This window comes from Vibrio sp. Scap24 (assembly GCF_013394185.1).
In the GTDB taxonomy this organism is placed as follows: Bacteria; Pseudomonadota; Gammaproteobacteria; order Enterobacterales; family Vibrionaceae; genus Vibrio; species Vibrio pomeroyi.
Genome location: NZ_CP041332.1, coordinates 859867 through 879048, shown reverse-complemented (window position 1 = coordinate 879048; position 19182 = coordinate 859867). Strand labels below are relative to the sequence as shown.

Here is a 19182-nt window from a genome sequence, read left to right as displayed (position 1 = left end):
AACCCTATTGCGCGTTTTTTATTGGGTGCTAACTGTAAGTCGACGTTAAATCAGCGACTTACAGAATCACAGTCTTGTTGCCGTAAACAAACACGTGATCATTGATCACCTTGTTTAGCGCCTTACTCAATACGTTCTTCTCTACGTCACGACCCGCTTGCGCCATGTCTTTCGCGCTGAAGTTGTGATCCACTGGAATAACGTCTTGCTTAATGATTGGGCCTTCATCCAAATCGTTTGTCACGAAGTGTGCCGTTGCACCAATGATCTTTACGCCGCGCTCATACGCTTGTTGGTATGGCTTCGCACCGATAAACGCAGGCAAGAAACTGTGGTGGATATTGATGATCTTGTGGTTGTACTTTTCAACAAACCCCGGAGTCAGTACTCGCATGTACTTAGCCAAAACAAGGTAATCAGCCTCGTATTGGTCAATCACTTCTAGCATTTTCTGCTCATGCTCTTCACGGTTCAGACCTTCGTGTGAAACATGGTGGTAAGGAATGTCAAAACGCTCGGTTAGACTTTGTAGAATGTCATAGTTGCCAACAACGGCTGCGATTTCCACGTCTAAACTGCCATCGAAATTCTTCATTAGAATGTCGCCAAGGCAGTGCGCTTCTTTGGTTACAAGAATCACAACACGCTTGCGAGAAGAGCTCATTAGCTTGCGTTTTGCATTCTCTGGCAGCGCTTGGTCTAAATCGGCTAGCAAGGTTTCGTCATTGAAGTAACCCTCTAGCTCGGTGCGCATAAAGAAGTGGCCGCTGGTGTTATCTACGAACTCATTGTTGTGCACAATATTGAGTTGGTGCTTGTAACAAATGTTGGTGATCTTCGAGATGAGGCCTGGGGCATCAGTACAATGTGTTAGTAAAGTTTTTCTTTCCATTTGCATCTTACTTCCATGAAATGTTGCACTTATTATATGAAATCGGGATTCTTCAAATTTAATGCAGGCCGTCGAACGGTGAACTGAGCCGCAATATCACCGTTATAATTAATCTATTATCAAGTTGGTTTCAACAAATTCTGCTGCTCATTTATCGCTTTGATAAATTGTTTGATATGGAAATATCAGTTTTTAGATAGGAAAACAGGCAGAAGCTTCATTTTTAAAGTTTTGACCGTAGTACGCATTTGAACTTCAACCGAGGTATTTACGCCTTGGCCAAAAATAGAGGTGATACTTATGGATAAAGAGTTACTAGCAAAAAAACTGTACTGCAAGCGCGTGAATTCATTGGCGGGTGGTACGGAGTTAGATGGTAATGTTTTAGATGAAATGTGGGAAAGTAAAACCTCACCAACCGATGCTGCGAAAGCCATGCAGCCTTGCGAGAACCAATTTGAAGGCGCCCCTTGGTTGTCGCGTTACCTCAGCCGCAAATAAAACCCTTTCTTTGAATTTTGTTCCTTTCGCTTTTAAGGACGCTTAGACCAAATAAAACTAAACCAAACACCTCCGGTGCGAAGTCATTCTTGATTCGCGCCGGCTCACTAAACCTGCCATAATTCGCCTTCTCTTTTTCTAAACTTCGTACCCTATGATATCTAAAACGTTTTCTGCTGATGGCGCTCTAGGCAAAGCAATCCCCGGGTTTCAACCAAGACAAGCTCAGTTAGACATGGCTGAAGCGGTTTCACAAGCTATTGAAAAACAAAGTCAATTAGTTGTTGAAGCTGGAACGGGTACCGGTAAGACGTTTGCTTACTTAGTGCCTGCGTTGCTTAGTGGCAAGAAAACCATCATTAGTACGGGGTCTAAAAACCTTCAAGAACAGCTGTTTCATCGCGATTTACCGCTAATGGTCGATGCGCTTGGCTTTTATGGTCAGGTTGCGTTACTCAAAGGACGTTCTAACTATTTGTGTTTGGATAGGCTGAGTCGTCAAATGATCGAGAGTCATGGCACTCACACCGATCCAACACTGTTAGCGCAACTGGTGAAAGTTCGCAGTTGGTCGTCTGCGACCCAAACGGGTGACTTAGGCGATTGTGATGATATTGCAGAAGACAGCCCAATTATTCCTACGATTACTTCGACTAACGACAACTGCTTAGGTAAAGAGTGTCCAAGCTACACCGATTGCTTTGTGCTTAAAGCGCGTAAAAAAGCGATGGATTCCGATGTGGTGGTCGTAAACCACCACCTTTTCCTAGCGGATTTAGCGATTAAAGAAACCGGATTTGGTGAACTGATTCCTGAAGCCGACGTGTTTATCTTCGATGAGGCGCATCAGCTTCCCGATATTGCCAGCCAATACTTTGGTCAGTCCGTGTCGAGTCGACAGATCAATGAGCTTGCTAAAGACATCGAGATCGCCTACCGAACTGAAGCAAAAGACATGCGTCAGCTACAAAAAGTAGGGGATAGGCTTGTTCAGTCAGCCGCCGATCTACGCATTGTATTGGGTGATACTGGCTTTCGTGGTAACTGGCGTGAAGCCTTAAAATCGGAGTCGATTGCACGAGAACTTGTTCGTCTACAAGATGCGCTGCAACTGGCCGTCGATGTATTGAAGCTGGCATTGGGTAGAAGCCAACTGTTAGACACCGCTTTCGAACGTGCAAACATGATTAAGTCACGCATTGAACGTGTGTGCGATGTGTCGATTACGGGATACTCTTATTGGTATGACACAACACCAAGGCAATTCGCTTTGCACATCACACCACTGTCGGTAGCGGATAAATTCCACGAGCAAATCGAACTTAAACCGGGCGCTTGGGTGTTTACCTCAGCAACCCTGGCGGTGTCAGATGATTTCGACCACTTTACCTCGCGACTTGGCTTAAAGCCGTCGGCTCAGTTTTCACTGCCGAGCCCATTTGATTATCCGAATCAGGCACGTTTATGTGTGCCCCGTTATCTTCCAGAGCCCAATAGTCCGGGTTTGGCAGATAAACTAGTTCGAATGCTGACTCCTGTGATCGAGCAAAACCAAGGCCGCTGTTTCTTCTTGTGTACTTCACACAGCATGATGAAAGAGTTGGGCGAGCGATTCCGAGAAACCCTTACGGTTCCCGTTCTATTGCAAGGTGAGACGAGTAAGCAAAAAACCTTAGCCGAGTTCATGGAATTGGGTAACGCATTGCTCGTAGCGACAGGCGCTTTCTGGGAAGGGATAGATGTTAGGGGCGATGCATTAAGCTGTGTTATCATCGATAAATTGCCCTTTACGGCCCCTGATGACCCTTTACTTAAGGCTCGAATCGAGGACTGTAAGCTAAAAGGGGGTGATCCTTTTGCACAAGTACAGTTGCCAGACGCTGTGATTACCTTGAAACAAGGTGTCGGCCGATTGATACGTGACAAGCGCGATAATGGCGCTTTGATTATTTGCGATAACCGATTGGTGACTCGCGATTACGGTGGCATATTTTTGGCGAGTTTACCGCCTATCCCTCGTACACGTGACTTAGGGGTCATTAAAGAATTCTTAGCTAAAGACCATTCAACCGCTGCTGAGTAATTGGCATTGTTGAGTTTAGCCATTATTTTTAGATTAGATAACGAATATTTGAGACACAAATGAGCGCGAAAATTCTTGCAGTAGATACCGCAACTGAAAACTGTTCAGTTGCACTAGTAATGGGTGACCAGGTGTTCGCACGTAGCGAAGAGGCTCCTCGAGACCATACGAAAAAAATTCTACCTATGGTTGATGAAGTACTGAAAGAAGCGAATGTCGCTTTAACCGATATCGATGCTATCGCGTTTGGTCAAGGCCCAGGCAGCTTCACGGGCGTACGTATTGGTATTGGTATCGCTCAGGGCTTGGCTTTTGGTGCGGATTTACCAATGATTGGTGTCTCTACACTGGCAGCGATGGCGCAAGGCAGCTATCGTAAATTTGGTGAAACTCATGTAGCAACAGCGATTGATGCGCGTATGAGTGAAGTGTACTGGGCTCGTTATAGCCGTGAAGAAGACGGTCGTTGGACTGCGGTTGATGCTGAGTGTGTTACACCACCAAGCGAATTGGCTGCGCAGCTTGAAGCTGACTCTGAAACATGGGCAAAAGTCGGCACAGGTTGGGAAGCGTACGCAGAACATATGGATACTCTAGCGATCAACACCAAAGCGTGTGAAGTGCTATTCCCAGAAGCTCAAGATATGGCGCTCCTTGCTCAATTTGCTTACGCAGAAGGCAAAGCGGTTGCCGCTGAAGAGTCTGAGCCAGTTTACCTTCGTGATAAAGTGACTTGGAAGAAACTGCCAGGTCGCGAATAATTTTTACAAGGTTCTGATGCAAATTAGATCTAAATGCGTATTATTTAGATTTGAGAGGGCAGATATTTAGTCATGGTATCAATTAACAACTTACCTCCTTCTTCGATAGGTAGCACGTCTAAGCCTAATCGAATCAAAAAGAAGGAGCAGGCAAAAAAATCTGATGCTAGCACTGCGGTTGGACAACCAACTAAGGTGGCTAATGCTGTTTCCCACTCTATTCGTCAAGTTAAAGAGTCTGAACTCCATAAGGCTCAAATCCAGTATGATCTTCCAGAAGGCCGAGGACGTAAGGCTATGGAAGAGTATATGGATGTAATGAATCAGGCGAAGAAAGAAGAACTTGCAAAGCTTATCGGTGTCGATATCTACATCTAGAGCTTGTTATTAATGCCTGTTTAAGGACCAGAACCATGTCAAATTACTTATCTAAAATTCGCTTAATTGCCCTTTCTCTTGGTATCTTGGTGCTTGCAGGGTGTTCGTCACTACCTAGCGAACTCGAAGCAAAATCAGAGCCTGTTATTAGCGATTACCAACAATGGGTCGACCAACTACCGGATGCTAAAAGTGTTCGATTAGGTGGCGTAATATCTAAAGTCACCAACTTGAAAGATAAGACTCGAATCGAAGTCGCTAATATGCCAATTTCTAGTAACGGTAAGCCAGATCTAGACGCAGAGCCAAGCGGACGTTTTGTCGGCTACATTGAAGGCTACGTTGAGCCTTTAAGCTTTGCAGAAGGCCGCCTGATTACTCTGGTTGGTCAATCAAGCGGAAGTGAAGATGGAAAAATAGGGGAATACCCTTACACCTTCCCTGTGATGCAAGTGGACAACCAACGACTGTGGAACATTACGGAGCGCGTCGTTGTTAACGATTTTGCACCAACCTACTACTCGTGCAGAAGCTTACATTGCCGCAGCTTTCAAACGATGCCAAGACAAGGTCGAGTGATACAGGACGTAGAGTAGCCCACTTTGCTGGCTCTTGATTACTAAAGGCTGATTGCTAGAGCTTGATTACGCAACCAGATGGAATTAGATGCTTGATGATTGAAAAGTCATACTCCCTTGCGAGCGGGAAGCTTGCAACACAGCAGATAGGTAACCCAGAAACGACCGCTACGACGGTCGTTTTTATTCATGGGTGGTTAGATAACTCCGCGAGTTTCTCTTCTGTTCTCTCTAATCTCGAAACACTTTCACCAAACTCTCACTTGGTTGCGATTGATCTCTTTGGTCATGGCTTTTCGTCGCATAAGTCGGGCAGTTACTACCCGTTTCACGACTATATTGATGATTTGCACCAGTTGGTGACTAAATTATCGCCAAACAGACTGGTACTGGTAGGACATTCACTTGGTGCATTGATCGCAAGTTGCTATAGTGCCGCCTTTCCTGAAAAGGTGTCAGAATTAATTCAAATTGAAGGTCACGGACCTCTTTCAGAAGCTCCCCAAGAAACAGTTTCTCGCTTGAGAGATGGGGTACTCAGTCGTCTTCGACAGCGAAGAAAGCCTTCACGTCCTCTGGCAAGCCTTGAGGATGCTATTAAGCTGAGAGCTCACGCCAATCAAATCAATGCTGAATTAATTGCTCCTATAGTAGAGCGAGGAATTGTCGAGTTAGATAACTCTTGGCAATGGCGATGCGACCCTAACCTAAAATGTGACTCGTTATATCGAATGTCACAGGCGCACGCTGAAGCGATTATGGCGGCTATTGAATGCCCTCAATTAATAGTTTTAGGAAATGATGGATTCCGACATTTGCAGCATAATCGCTACAAATCAGCCCATAGTCCTCTAAATATAGAGACTGTTCCTGGCGGACATCATTGTCATTTAGAGAGTCCAGAGTTAGTTTCAGAGCTAATTTTTGGTGTAGTTAACAAAATTTAAACAAGTGTTTGAGCCTTTTAGTGCTCATGCACTAAAGCTGTGCTGTAATACCGCAATGATAAAAAGCGGCGAAACAGTCGTCAGCTGATAAACGAGGAGTAACATAGTGGATAAACCTTGGCTTTCACGTTATCCAAGTGACGTACCAGAGACGATCAACCCAGATCAGTACCCATCTCTTGTTGAAATGTTTGAACAGTCGGTACAGAAGTACGCAGACCAACCAGCATTCGAGAACATGGGCTCAATAATGACGTTCCGTAAGCTTGAAGAGCGCAGCCGTGCTTTTGCCGCTTACCTGCAGAATGATTTGAAACTGAAGAAAGGCGATCGCGTTGCACTGATGATGCCAAACCTGCTGCAATACCCAATTGCACTTTTTGGTGTATTGCGTGCTGGTATGATTGCAGTGAACGTCAACCCACTGTACACACCTCGTGAGCTTGAACATCAACTGAACGATTCTGGTGCAAAGGCGATTGTTATCGTTTCAAACTTTGCGAGCACGCTAGAGAAAGTCGTTGATAACACGCCAGTTAAACACGTTGTACTCACCAGCCTAGGGCAAATGCTGCCACGCGCGAAAGGTACAATTGTCGATTTCGTAGTGAAATACGTAAAAGGCATGGTGCCTAAGTATGATCTACCGGGCGCTATCTCTTTCAGAAAAGCACTGCATAAAGGTCGCCGTCTTCAGTATGTGAAGCCGTTTATGGCGGGTGATGACATTGCTTTCCTACAGTACACGGGCGGTACTACAGGTGTGGCTAAGGGCGCAATCCTAACGCACCGCAATATGATCGCGAACGTACTTCAAGCGAAAGGGGCATACGGTCCTGTTCTGCAAGAAGGCCGTGAGCTGGTGGTAACGGCACTGCCGCTTTACCACGTGTTCGCACTGACCGTAAACTGCTTGCTGTTTGTTGAGATGGGTGGTCGAAACCTTCTTATCACCAACCCTCGTGATATTCCTGGTTTCATTAAAGAGCTACAAAAGGTGCCGTTTACCGCGATTACTGGCGTAAACACTCTATTCAATGCACTTGTGAATAACGAAGATTTCCACGAGTTGGATTTCAGTAACCTACGCCTATCTGTTGGCGGTGGCATGGCGGTTCAACGCTCTGTTGCTGAGCAATGGAAGAAAGCGACAGGCATTCACTTGTTGGAAGGCTATGGCTTAACCGAGTGTTCACCACTGGTAACGGGTAACCCATACGACCTTAAAGATTACACTGGCGCTATTGGCCTGCCTGTACCATCAACAGAAGTTCGTATTGTTGATGATGAAGGTAAAGTGGTTGCTAATGATCAAGTGGGCGAGCTGCAAGTTCGCGGACCTCAAGTGATGCAAGGCTACTGGCAGCGTCCAGAAGCGACCAAAGAAGTGATTGACCAAGACGGTTGGCTATCTACGGGTGACATCGTTAAGTTTGATGATGAAGGCTTGCTGCACATTGTTGACCGTAAGAAAGACATGATTCTTGTGTCTGGCTTTAACGTTTACCCGAATGAGATTGAAGACGTCGTTGCGCTGCACGGCAAAGTGCTCGAAGTAGCGGCTATCGGTCAACCTCATGAAGTATCTGGTGAACTGGTTAAGATCTATGTTGTGAAGCGCGATCCTAGCCTAACCAAAGAAGATATTATCGCGCACTGTCGTGAACATCTAACGGGTTACAAGATCCCTAAACTGGTTGAATTCAGAGAAGATCTTCCAAAGACCAACGTAGGTAAGATTTTGCGTCGTGTGCTTCGTGAAGAGAACGATGCTGAATTGGCTAAACGCGCGAGCGAATAATAAGTCAGTTTATGGGTAACCACTACTCGAGAAACCATAGCACGAGAAACCATTGAGGCGCTTAATCTAAGCGAGCGCTGAAAAATGGTGTTAGAATGCCGACAGTTAATGTCGGCATTTTTGTATCCGGCGATCAAATAGAAACCAGTGAGAGTTTTTGTGGATTATCAAATCATTACCCAATTGAAAGACCTTGAGCGAGTTTGCCAACAAGCACGTGAAGCCGATGTCGTTATGCTTGATACGGAGTTCGTTCGTACAAGAACCTATTATCCTCAATTAGGCTTGATTCAGTTATTTGATGGTGAAACGCTGTCACTGATTGACCCTATTGCTCTTGATGACATGACACCGTTTGTTACCTTGTTGAAAGACGCATCAGTATTGAAAGTGCTGCATGCTTGTGGCGAAGATTTGGAAGTGTTCCAGAACGCATTTGGTTGTACACCAACACCAATGGTGGATACGCAAATCATGGCGGCTTTCTTAGGTCATGGCTTATCAACGGGCTTTGCTGCTCTGGTTTCAGAGTTTGTTGGTGTTGATCTCGATAAGAGTGAATCGCGCACTGATTGGCTGGCTCGTCCGCTTTCTCAAAAGCAGTTAGACTATGCTGCGGCAGACGTGCATTACCTAATGCCAATGTACAACAAGCTTCTAGAAAAAGTGATGGAAGCAGGTTGGTGGGAAGCGGCTCAACAAGAGTCTGATCTACAAGTAGCTAAACGTATTCGTAAAGCAAATCCAGACAATGCTTACCTTGATATCAAAGGTGCATGGCAGCTGAAACCTAAACAGTTAGCTATCTTAAGACCACTAGCGACTTGGCGTTTAAAAGAAGCAATTAAGCGTGATTTAGCGCTGAACTTTGTCTTCAAAGAGCAAGACCTGTGGGCTGTGGCTCGATTCGCTATGAAAGATCCTAAGCACATGGAACAGGAAGGTTTTGATTACCGCTCTGTACGTCGCCATGGTGCGAAGATCAGCTCAATTGTGAAGTTGGCAGAGCACACGCCAGAAGAAGAGTACCCAGCACCAGTAGAACGTCTAATGGACTACCCAGGTTACAAGCAAATCTTCAAAGTGTTAAAAGATGAAGTGAAAACAGCATCACAACACAGCGGTTTAGCGACCGAGTTTTTGGCATCGAAGAAGCAACTTAACCAAGTGTTAAGCTGGGTTTGGAAACACCAACGTAACCCTGAAAAGCTACCTGATGTAATGCAAGGTTGGCGTTTAGATGTGGTTGGCGAAAAGCTGAATAAAGCGATTAAGTAATCTGTTCTTGCTATAAGAGTTAGCCAGTTACAGATATAAAATGCAGATTAAATAAAAAAGAGAGCCTAGGCTCTCTTTTTTATTTAATCTGCTTACTACTTACAAGATAGCGAAGACTACTTATCGTCTTCTGGTAGCTTAACGTTCAACTCTAATACAGAGATGTCGTCATCTTTGTGTTCGAAAGTAAGATCAACCATTGATGGATCTACTTCAACGTACTTCGCAATACACTTCAAGATGTCTTCTTTCAGTTGCGGTAAGTATGATGGAGCAGGGTCGTCATGACTGCGGCGCTCAGCAACAATGATCTGCAAACGCTCTTTGGCTAGGTTTGCGGTCGTCTTTTTCTGTGGTCTGAAAAACTCTAGTAATGACATTGCGTATTAGCCCCCGAACAGTCTTTTGAAGATGCCTTTCTTCTGTTCCGTTAAGAAACGGAAGTCCACTTGGCTACCTAGTAGTCGCTCTACAGTATCATTGTAAGCCATACCTGCGTCGGTTGCTTCGTCAAAGATAACTGGAACACCCTTGTTCGATGCGTTCAGTACTGCTTGGCTCTCTGGAATCACGCCCAGTAGAGAGATATGTAGGATCTCTTCAACGTCTTCAACACTCAGCATTTCACCTTGAGTTACACGTGCTGGGTTGTAGCGAGTCAATAGAAGGTGAGTTTTCACTGGCTCTAAACCGTCTTCAGAACGACGAGATTTAGAGTCAAGAATACCTAGAATACGGTCTGAGTCGCGTACAGAAGAGACTTCAGGGTTGGTCGTTACAATCGCTTCATCAGCAAAGTACAACGCCATTAGAGCGCCTTGCTCGATACCCGCAGGAGAATCACAGATGATGAAATCAAAGCCCATTTCATCCAGTTCATCAAATACGCGACGAACACCGTCTTTCGTTAGTGCATCTTTATCACGAGTTTGAGAAGCAGGAAGAATGAACAGGTTTTCTGTGCGCTTGTCTTTGATCATCGCTTGGTTCAGCGTAGCTTCACCATTGATCACGTTAACGAAATCGTAAACAACACGACGCTCACAACCCATGATTAAATCTAGGTTACGCAGACCGATATCAAAGTCGATAACTGCGGTTTTCTTCCCTTTTAAAGCCAGACCTGAGGCAATAGCTGCACTAGAGGTCGTTTTGCCTACCCCGCCTTTACCTGACGTTACAACGATAATGCGTGCCATTATTTTTTCCTTTTATTTCTCTTATATTGCGAGGACGTCAACGTGTAATACATCGTTTGCCATACTGAACATGGTTTTCTTCTGCCAGTACTCGCTTTCAATTTGATCGCTGAGCCAGTAATTTCCTGCAATAGAAACCAGCTCGGCTTGTAAATCATTACATATTATTTTTGCTTCAGTTTGACCACTTGCACCTGCAATCGCGCGGCCGCGTAATGTGCCATGAATATGGATGCTGCCATCGGCAATCACTTCTGCACCTGCACTTACATGGCTAAGGATCAATAGATCGCCATCTTTCGCGTAAACCTGCTGACCAGAACGTATTGGGGTTCGAACCACTTTAATTGGTGCCATCTTAGCGGGTGCTTGCGATGGAGACTTACTTGCCGTCATAACAGCAAAGCCCGCTTCTTTCGCTAGGTTTTGCATACGCTTATCAGAGCAGCCAGCCACGCCAACCGGGATCATGCCCGCTTGAGAGATACCATTTTTCAGTTGCACAAAATCGATATCGCCTGCGACTTTGCTGATGTTGATAACAACAGGCGCAGCGGCGAAAAACGTGGGTGCTTGGTCTACCTTCTCTTGAAGAAAAGACACTGCATTTTCGACTTGATCATCGGATAAGTGCAAAACAGATAGCGTAAAGCTGCTACCTTTTAGATCTGGGTTACTAGACATCGAAAAACTACAGGACCTCAATAGCGAATTGGTACAATTTCTTTATCAATAAAATAAAGGGCATTGCCTGAAACTAGGTTTATCATGTTATATTCCCAAACCAAGCACAGCAAGTAATCTTGTTGTCAAATGGACGTTTTGTTCCCAATATTTCCCTAACATAAACTATTGATCTCGCAAGTGAGAGTTTTGTAGTCATAATCAATTAAAAAGGTTTGTCATGCTGTGTTCTATATATAAAAGCTCAAAGAAAGAAGGAACATACCTTTATATCCCTAAGAAGGATGATTTTTCACAAGTTCCTGACGCATTGATGCAAATGTTTGGTAAACCTAGTTTTGTAATGGTAATTAAAATGGATGGCCGTAAACTGGCTCAAGTGAACATCGAAAAAGTGAAAGAATCACTGAATACCGATGGTTTCTTTTTGCAGGTTCCGCCACCACCAGTTAACGAACTTGAGCTTCATAAAGAGCGTAAAGCTCAACAGAAATCTCAAGACGAAGAGTGATAGCCACCTCAATTCAAGGAGGAGTGATCGTTGAGTAAATTTTCGAAAACCATATTGGCAGTGTCAGCATTACTATTGGGTAATAGCCTGACCATTAGCTCAGTACATGCTGAAGAATTGAGCTTCGAACAATATGTAGAAAAACTAAAGCAACAAGGCCGTGAAGAAGGCGTTTCTGAAGCGATCATTGATGAAGCCTTTGATGGTGTAACGTTTAAGCCAAGAGCGGTGAAAGCCGACAAAAACCAACCTGAGAAGAAGCTGACTCTGGATGAATACATTCCACGAGCGGTACCAGATTGGAAAGTGAAGCAAGCTCGTTCTCTTTATAAGAAGCATTACACAGCGCTAAAGCGTATTGGTGATGAATATGGTGTTCAACCAAGATTCATCGTCGCGCTATGGGGCGTTGAGAGTAATTTTGGTAAGTTCACCGGTAACTACAGTGTTATCGATGCGCTAACGACCATGGCCTACGAAGGGCGCAGAGAAGCGTTTTTCCGTAGCGAAGCAATGGCGGCGTTGAAGATTCTTGATCAAGGCCATATTGCACCAAAAGAAATGAAAGGCTCTTGGGCTGGTGCGATGGGGCAACCTCAGTTTATGCCAAGCTCATTCTTAGCGTTTGCCGCTGATGGTAATGGCGACGGTAAGAAAGACATTTGGGGCACTGAAGAAGATGTGTTTGCTTCGGCAGCCAATTACCTTAGCCAATCAGGTTGGGATGATAAGTACACTTGGGGCCGTCAGGTTCATGTACCGTCAACCGTGTCTATTGATTTGCAAGGCCGAACTGAAGACAAAGCGAAGTACTTAAAAGAGTGGTCTGAACTTGGTATTAAGCGCTACGACGATCGCCCACTGCCAACGCTTGATGAAGACATTAAAGCTTGGTTGATTATGCCGGATGACGAAGCGGGTCGTTCGTACCTCATTTACAACAACTACAATGTGTTAATGAAGTGGAATCGTTCTTACTACTTTGCTTTGGCAGTTAGCCACCTAGCAGACAGAATCAAGTTTGATTAATCGGCCTAATTTGATTGGCAGACTTAATTTGATTAATAGTTCTAGGTCGCTTAGCTAGCATTTGGCCTACCATAGGCAGAACGAACTAAAGGACTCTTCGGAGTCCTTTTTGATTTTATATTTCAGAGAATTAAGAAGGTGGCCTTGTGCTAACAGATAGAGCTGCACAGATGGTGATATTCCATGCGTTGATCAAGCATGAAGGTTTTACCAGTGCTGCAAAAAGCTTGAACGTGTCGGTGTCTCACATCAGTAAGCAGGTTGCTTTGCTTGAAGACTCAATCGGCATCAAGTTGGTACAACGAACCACACGTAGTTTAACGTTGACTGAAGCAGGAGAGGTGTTCTATCAGCACTGTGAGCAGCTGTTTAACACGGTAAAAGCGGCTCAAATGGATATGGACAGCCAGCGTGATGACATCTCTGGAATACTGCGCGTTGGGTTGTCACAGTCATTTGGTACCTTGCACATCATTCCTGCGATTGATCAGCTCAGACAGCTTTATCCTCAGCTGAGAATCGAGGTTCACTTGTTTGACTACAAGGTGGATATGATTGAAGAGCGACTGGACCTATGGATCACCAACAACGAAGATCTGCCAGAAGGTTATATTGCGCAGCGATTAGCGGACAGTCAGTTTGTGGTGGCTGCATCACCGGATTATCTGATTAAGGCCGGGACGCCACATGTGCCTTCTGATCTGATAGACCATAACTGCCTTATCTATCGTAGCCGAGAGCGAGATTACACATCTTGGGCGTTTGATAACGGGCAAGAGAACCTTAGCGTTAAAGTAGCGGGTGATTACTCGGTGGATTTAGCTGAGGCAGTGCGAGACGCAGCCGTGTCAGGGTGGGGAGTTGCTTATCTGGCAACTTACTTAGTCAAAGAAGAGTTTAGAACGGGCAAATTAATCCAAGTATTGCCGGAATGGAGAGCGAGTCAACTGATGCCGTTCTATGCTGTGTATCCGAGTCGAAAGAACATGCCGAAGAAGCTTTCTGCGGTGATTGAGTTCATCAAAGATCATATCGGATCGCCGACGTACTGGGATGAAAACCTGAAAACTTGCGTTGAACTGCACCGCTAACTGTTTCCAAATCTATAAATATAATTTCCATATGGAAAAAGTATGGTTTTTAATCAAACTTAATTATTAAAATTCAAGAACTTAATTTATATCATTACTTAAAGATGATTACCCCAACATCACGTTAACAACCGCCACTTGCCGCAAACGATTTCCTCTATAGAATGCGTCGCCTTTCCTATCTACAACTTTTAGGTTGACGCACATGGCTTCGCTACTTGGAATTATCACTATTTTAGTTGCCGCTTGGTTACTATCTACGGACAGAAAAAATATTCCACTAAGAACAGTCTCTTTGGCTTTCTTATTACAAATCTCATTCGCGCTATTGGTTCTGTATGTACCAATGGGTAAAGAAGCGTTGAATGCAGCCACAGGTGCGGTATCTAGCTTGATCAACTACGGTCAAGAGGGGATTAACTTCCTATTTGGTGGCCTAACGAATAACGGTTTCGTTTTCGCGATTAACGTTCTAGGCATCATTATCTTTTTCTCTGCGCTGATCTCGGGTTTGTACCACATCGGCTTTATGCCAAAGGTAATCAACCTTATCGGTGGTGCGCTGCAGAAGTTCTTGGGCACAGGTCGTGCCGAGTCACTGTCTGCTACGGCAAACATCTTTGTTGGCATGATTGAAGCGCCGCTAGTGGTTAAACCTTACTTGAAGCACATGACAGATTCACAACTGTTCGCTGTGATGGTGTGTGGTTTGGCTTCTGTCGCTGGTGGTACGCTAGTGGGTTATGCATCGCTAGGTGTTGACCTAAACTACCTGATCGCTGCGGCATTCATGTCTGCACCTGCTGGTCTATTGATGGCTAAGATCTTAGTACCAGGTAGTGCAGATGATGCTCAAGAAAATATTGAGTCTGATGTTGAGATTCCACGAGCAACAAACGTAGTTGAGGCAATGGCAGATGGGGCTATGTCTGGACTTCGTATTGCCGTTGCGGTGGGTGCGACACTTCTAGCCTTTATCAGTGTGATTGCAATGCTGAATGGCTTATTAGGTATTGTTGGTGGCTGGTTTGGCGTAAACCTAAGCTTTGAACTTATCCTAGGTTATGTGTTCGCACCCGTTGCATGGCTGATCGGTGTACCATGGTCTGAGGCTGTGGTTGCAGGTTCACTGATCGGTAACAAGATTGTCGTGAACGAGTTTGTGGCTTTCATCCAGCTAATGGACGCTAAAGAAGCGCTAAGTGAACACTCACAAGCGATCGTGACTTTTGCTCTATGTGGTTTTGCTAACATCTCTACCATGGCGATTCTAATTGGTGGCTTGGGCAGCTTGGTACCAGAGCGTCGTTCTTTCATCTCACAATACGGCTTTAAAGCAATTTGTGCAGGTGTGTTTGCTAACCTAATGAGTGCAGCGATTGCTGGTGTGGTACTTTCTCTGTAGTTAGATGATAAGTACCGAGTGGATGAGTCAGTCACTTTATTTCCCCTATAGTAAAGTGACTGATTAATCACAATAATATTCGGTTAGCACGAAAAAGAGAGCCTATAGTTTAATGACATAGGCTTTCTTGTTTCAGCAAATAGGTTTGTATCACAGGGTGTGGTACGAATTTTTTAGGGGCACAAATGGATTTGTCGATTACTTCTTCTCTAGCGTTAATTGGACTCTTGTCCTTAGCTTGTCAGCTGCTCGGCTGGCGTTTGCGTCTTCCCGCGATTCTCCCTCTTCTCATCGTTGGCCTGTTGTTAGGCCCCGGTCTAAATATCCTTAATCCCGATGTTATTTTCGGTGATGTTCTATTTCCGCTGATTTCACTAGGTGTAGCCATCATCCTGTTTGAAGGCGCATTGACCTTGAACTTTAAGGAAATTAGAGGACACGGTCGCATGGTGACTCACCTCGTGAGTTTCGGCATGTTGATTACATGGGCGTGCATTGTTGTTGGTGCTTACTACTTCGTTAACTTCAGTTGGCCATTGGCGGCTCTATTCGGTGCCTTGGTGGTGGTGACAGGCCCGACAGTGATTGTCCCAATGCTTCGCAGTATTCAGCCTAAGTCTTCTCTAGGCAGTATCTTGCGATGGGAGGGGATAGTGATTGATCCGATTGGCGCTCTGTTTGCTGTTCTAGTTTATGAATACATAGTTTCTTCGGCAGACCCTACAGGGCATGTACTTTCAGCACTGGGACTAACCTTAGCCATTGGCTTAGGCTTAGGGATCATCGGTGGCCATTTGATTGCCAAGATGCTGCAAGGGCATTGGGTACCTCACTATTTACGTAATGTGGCGGTGCTGACGCTAATGTTGGCGGCGTTCTCTTTTTCTAATGACTTGAGTGAAGAGTCGGGCTTGCTAACCGTGACCATCATGGGGATCTGGCTTGCCAATGTGAAGGGCTTGGATATCGAAGACATTATCGAATTCAAAGAAACCCTGACCGTGTTACTCATTTCTGCGTTGTTTATTCTGTTAGCCAGTCGACTCGACTCGGGGACCTTCCTTTCTATAGGTTGGGGCGGTATCGGTTTATTAGCTGTGGTTATGCTGGTGGCTCGCCCGTTAAGTGTGTGGATCAGCGGGATCGGTACGGATCTTACTTCGGCGGATAAATGGTTTTTGAGTTGGATGGCTCCTCGCGGGATCGTTGCGGCTGCGGTTTCTTCTTTGTTTGCTATCAAACTGCAAGAGAAGCAATTGATTGAAGGCGCAGATCTGCTCGTGCCCATGGTGTTCTTAGTCATTATCGGCACGGTTGTTATTCAGAGTTTAACCGCAAGCTGGTGGGCGAGAAGGTTAGGTGTGACTCAAGAGAAAGCACAAGGGGTTATCTTCTTTGGCGCCACTCACTTTGCAAGACAGTTTGCCAAGGTGCTAGCGACTCACAACATCAATAGTGTGCTTGCCGATACTAACTGGGAGAGTATTCGTTTGGCGAGGATGGATAATTTGAATGTCTACTTTGGTAACCCCGCTTCAAGCCACGCGGAAAACAATTTGGAATTGGATGGGATAGGGCGCGCGATGATCGTCTCGCCTTATCGTCAAACCAACCCGCTAGTCAGCATGCACTATCAAGATGAGTTTGGTGTCAATAAGGTGTTTGAGCTTGAATCGTCAGAGACTAAGCATGAAAGACATCAAGTGAGCCGCGATGGCAATAGAAGTTTGTTCTCGGAAGGGATTACTTATTCCAAGCTTAATTCGTTAATGGCTCAAGGCAGTCAAATTAAGAGCACAGGGTTAACTGAGGCATTTGATCTGAGTGAGTTTAATGCGTTGTACCCTAAAGCGATCCTACTTGGTGTGATTACTAACGGTGACTTTAGATTAATCACCCAAGGTTCTGAACTGGAAAAACTGATATCAACGGAATGCGAGATCATTAGTTTGTTGCCACCGTCAGACCAGACAGAAAAAATTGAGACTCCAGACAAATAGCGAATCCCTTTATCAAAAGCGATTAGCTGTGTATCTAAAACGAATCGCTTGATATCAAAAAAGCCGCAACGTTCTTCACGTTGCGGCTTTCTATTTATACTGTCATTCGCAGATTTGTCGTTCGCAGATTACTTAGAGTGAAATTGCTCACAAGCGATCATAGTGTTCTCAATTAGGCTCGCCACCGTCATTGGACCAACACCGCCCGGTACTGGCGTGATGAAGCTTGCACTTTCTTTAGCAACGTCGTACTCAACGTCGCCCACTAGCTTGCCAGACTCTAAACGGTTGATACCAACATCGACCACAACAGCACCTTTCTTAATCCAAGCTCCCGGAATGAAGTTAGGCTTACCAACGGCAACCACAACAACGTCTGCTTGACGTACATGGCCTTCAAGGTCTTTGGTGAAACGGTGACATGTCGTCGTTGTACAACCCGCTAGAAGTAGCTCTAGAGTCATTGGACGGCCTACAATGTTTGATGCGCCAACAACAACCGCGTGTTTGCCACGTAAATCGATGTTGTAACGGTCAAGCAGCGTGATGATACCTTTTGGCGTACAAGAGCGTAGCTTAGGCATACGTTGAGCCAAACGGCCAACATTGTATGGGTGGAAACCATCAACGTCTTTCTCTGGCGTGATGCGCTCAAGAACGTGAGTGCTATCAATGCCAGCAGGTAGAGGCAGTTGAACCAGAATACCGTCGATCTCTGGATCTTGGTTAAGTTGGTCTACTAATGTTAACAGTTCATCTTCTGTCGCAGTGGCTGGCAAATCGTAAGATTTAGATACGAAGCCAACTTCTTCACACGCTTTACGCTTACTTCCAACGTAAACCTGAGAAGCAGGGTCTTCACCCACTAAAACAACCGCTAGGCCCGGAGCGCGTAATCCAGCTTCAGTACGAGCTTTTACACGTGCAGCAACTTCAGAGCGAACCGTTTGAGAAATTAGCTTTCCATCAATATTTTGAGCAGTCATGAATTTCCTTAGTATTGATATTCAAGTTAGTGGCTGATGTTTTTGGCGCATTATTCCAGAAAATCTTTTTGATTACCATCAAGCAAACGTTTGCTTTGGTCTATTTTCCAACACTTATATGTTTGTTGCCCTTTTTTTACTCACTTAGATCAGAATGTTACATAAAGCCGTTGCTTTACTGATTCGAATTCGTATAATTCGTTCCTGTAGCGCGCCCTTAGCTCAGCTGGATAGAGCACGTCCCTTCTAAGGATGTGGTCGAAGGTTCGAATCCTTCAGGGCGTGCCATTATTTAAAGAAACCCGATAACTCTCCGAGTTGTCGGGTTTTTTGCATTTCAGAGCGACTTAAACTTCTTTCTACTTGTTCTTCTACGTACTTGTCGACTTCTGCTAAACCACCACGATCTCCGGAATATATCGAAGTCCTAGCATCGTACATCCATCTTCTAAGTAACTGTCTGTCACCACATTGAAACCGAATTTACCATAGTAGTCTTTAAGGTGTGCTTGTGCCGAAATAAAAATAGAGCAGTCAGGATAAATCTTGCGAGTCGCATCGAAGCTCACTTGCATAAGTTGGTTACCAACCTGTTTACCACGATACTCTTTTGCCACGATTACTCGGCCGATACACACATCATCAGCATCTGAATCGAGTAGAGGAAGCACATCTACTGGGTATCCAAGCTTCTGAGCCATAATACGGCTGTAAGCGACGAGACGTCCGTTCTCATAGCCCATGACGTGATAAGTCTCGGGATGGTTATCTTTACCATCCAAATCACTGTATGGCGTGTTCATATCCACGATAAAAATATCGACTCTTTGTTGCAAGAAATCATAGAGCTCTTGAACAGACAGATCCGCAAATTTTTTAACTCTCCACTCAATCATTATTCTTCTCCTTATTATTGTGGGCTACAACATAGAGAGTATTTAAATCGAGTTCATTAACCTTTGTTAATTGGTCAATGTTACTGGTGAAAACGCCCACTTTAAAGCGACGCTCGTTTCCACCCGTTATTCATTTCGTTCGACCTATGTAATAGAAAGTTA

At 44.9% G+C, this 19182-nt stretch carries 19 protein-coding genes and 1 tRNA gene; 14 read left to right on the top strand and 6 right to left on the bottom strand.

Annotation, left to right across the window (positions count from 1 at the left end; genetic code table 11):
* Window positions 1-58 precede the first annotated feature (58 nt).
* Entirely contained in the window at window positions 59-892 is an 834-nt protein-coding gene (purU, locus tag FLM53_RS03510) for a formyltetrahydrofolate deformylase (protein WP_116872060.1), read from the bottom strand.
* A 300-nt stretch (window positions 893-1192) separates the two neighbouring features.
* Between purU and FLM53_RS03505 the strand changes: the two genes are divergently transcribed.
* The 8 genes from FLM53_RS03505 to rnd all read left to right on the top strand — a co-directional run bounded on the left by FLM53_RS03505 (window position 1193) and on the right by rnd (window position 9219).
* Window positions 1193-1393, top strand: a complete 201-nt coding sequence (locus tag FLM53_RS03505) for a hypothetical protein (protein WP_048664628.1) — start codon at window positions 1193-1195, stop codon at window positions 1391-1393.
* A gap of 154 nt (window positions 1394-1547) precedes the next feature.
* Window positions 1548-3476, top strand: a complete 1929-nt coding sequence (locus FLM53_RS03500) for an ATP-dependent DNA helicase (protein ID WP_116871772.1) — start codon at window positions 1548-1550, stop codon at window positions 3474-3476.
* Between the two features lie 59 nt (window positions 3477-3535).
* Window positions 3536-4237 (top strand): tRNA (adenosine(37)-N6)-threonylcarbamoyltransferase complex dimerization subunit type 1 TsaB, encoded by a 702-nt coding sequence (tsaB, locus tag FLM53_RS03495; protein WP_176680240.1) that lies wholly within the window; start codon window positions 3536-3538, stop codon window positions 4235-4237.
* 72 nt (window positions 4238-4309) lie between these two features.
* Window positions 4310-4615: a hypothetical protein gene (locus tag FLM53_RS03490; protein ID WP_017062378.1), complete on the top strand. Its 306-nt coding sequence runs from the start codon at window positions 4310-4312 to the stop codon at window positions 4613-4615.
* A gap of 35 nt (window positions 4616-4650) precedes the next feature.
* A complete protein-coding gene (locus FLM53_RS03485; protein ID WP_176680239.1) occupies window positions 4651-5211 on the top strand; it encodes a Slp family lipoprotein in 561 nt (186 codons plus the stop codon).
* Between the two features lie 77 nt (window positions 5212-5288).
* Window positions 5289-6140 carry an alpha/beta fold hydrolase gene (locus tag FLM53_RS03480; protein ID WP_176680238.1) on the top strand — a complete coding sequence of 284 codons (852 nt, stop codon included), beginning with the start codon at window positions 5289-5291 and terminating at the stop codon, window positions 6138-6140.
* 106 nt (window positions 6141-6246) lie between these two features.
* The gene (fadD, locus tag FLM53_RS03475; protein WP_176680237.1) at window positions 6247-7941 is read left to right on the top strand and encodes a long-chain-fatty-acid--CoA ligase FadD; all 1695 of its coding nucleotides are present in this window, start codon (window positions 6247-6249) and stop codon (window positions 7939-7941) included.
* Between the two features lie 159 nt (window positions 7942-8100).
* On the top strand, window positions 8101-9219 hold the full coding sequence (gene rnd / locus FLM53_RS03470) for a ribonuclease D (RefSeq protein WP_176680236.1): 1119 nt from the start codon (window positions 8101-8103) through the stop codon (window positions 9217-9219).
* Between the two features lie 116 nt (window positions 9220-9335).
* On the opposite strand, the gene minE is transcribed toward rnd, so the two are convergent.
* The 3 genes from minE to minC are packed head-to-tail and all read right to left on the bottom strand — an operon-like array spanning window position 9336 to window position 11102.
* Window positions 9336-9599, bottom strand: a complete 264-nt coding sequence (minE, locus tag FLM53_RS03465; protein WP_004737949.1) for a cell division topological specificity factor MinE — start codon at window positions 9597-9599, stop codon at window positions 9336-9338.
* 6 nt (window positions 9600-9605) lie between these two features.
* A complete protein-coding gene (gene minD, locus FLM53_RS03460; RefSeq protein ID WP_009848498.1) occupies window positions 9606-10418 on the bottom strand; it encodes a septum site-determining protein MinD in 813 nt (270 codons plus the stop codon).
* A 21-nt stretch (window positions 10419-10439) separates the two neighbouring features.
* Window positions 10440-11102: a septum site-determining protein MinC gene (minC, locus tag FLM53_RS03455; protein WP_017629530.1), complete on the bottom strand. Its 663-nt coding sequence runs from the start codon at window positions 11100-11102 to the stop codon at window positions 10440-10442.
* A 220-nt stretch (window positions 11103-11322) separates the two neighbouring features.
* On the opposite strand from minC, the gene FLM53_RS03450 reads away from it, so the two are divergent.
* From FLM53_RS03450 to FLM53_RS03430, 5 genes are all read left to right on the top strand, one after another.
* The gene (locus FLM53_RS03450) at window positions 11323-11613 is read left to right on the top strand and encodes a YcgL domain-containing protein (RefSeq protein WP_017062372.1); all 291 of its coding nucleotides are present in this window, start codon (window positions 11323-11325) and stop codon (window positions 11611-11613) included.
* Between the two features lie 30 nt (window positions 11614-11643).
* On the top strand, window positions 11644-12642 hold the full coding sequence (locus FLM53_RS03445; RefSeq protein WP_176680235.1) for a lytic transglycosylase domain-containing protein: 999 nt from the start codon (window positions 11644-11646) through the stop codon (window positions 12640-12642).
* A gap of 170 nt (window positions 12643-12812) precedes the next feature.
* Complete coding sequence (locus FLM53_RS03440; protein ID WP_016789605.1) at window positions 12813-13733, top strand: LysR family transcriptional regulator; 921 nt, start codon at window positions 12813-12815, stop codon at window positions 13731-13733.
* A gap of 205 nt (window positions 13734-13938) precedes the next feature.
* Entirely contained in the window at window positions 13939-15138 is a 1200-nt protein-coding gene (locus FLM53_RS03435) for a NupC/NupG family nucleoside CNT transporter (RefSeq protein ID WP_017070302.1), read from the top strand.
* Window positions 15139-15323: 185 nt separating this feature from the next.
* Window positions 15324-17138, top strand: a complete 1815-nt coding sequence (locus FLM53_RS03430; RefSeq protein ID WP_176680234.1) for a sodium:proton antiporter — start codon at window positions 15324-15326, stop codon at window positions 17136-17138.
* A 128-nt stretch (window positions 17139-17266) separates the two neighbouring features.
* Here the strand turns inward: FLM53_RS03430 and folD are convergent, their stop codons facing one another.
* A complete protein-coding gene (gene folD / locus FLM53_RS03425) occupies window positions 17267-18124 on the bottom strand; it encodes a bifunctional methylenetetrahydrofolate dehydrogenase/methenyltetrahydrofolate cyclohydrolase FolD (RefSeq protein ID WP_017629535.1) in 858 nt (285 codons plus the stop codon).
* 211 nt (window positions 18125-18335) lie between these two features.
* On the opposite strand from folD, the gene FLM53_RS03420 reads away from it, so the two are divergent.
* Window positions 18336-18412, top strand: a tRNA-Arg gene (locus FLM53_RS03420).
* Window positions 18413-18516: 104 nt separating this feature from the next.
* On the opposite strand, the gene FLM53_RS03415 is transcribed toward FLM53_RS03420, so the two are convergent.
* Window positions 18517-19020 carry a GNAT family N-acetyltransferase gene (locus FLM53_RS03415; protein ID WP_176680233.1) on the bottom strand — a complete coding sequence of 168 codons (504 nt, stop codon included), beginning with the start codon at window positions 19018-19020 and terminating at the stop codon, window positions 18517-18519.
* Window positions 19021-19182: the final 162 nt, after the last annotated feature.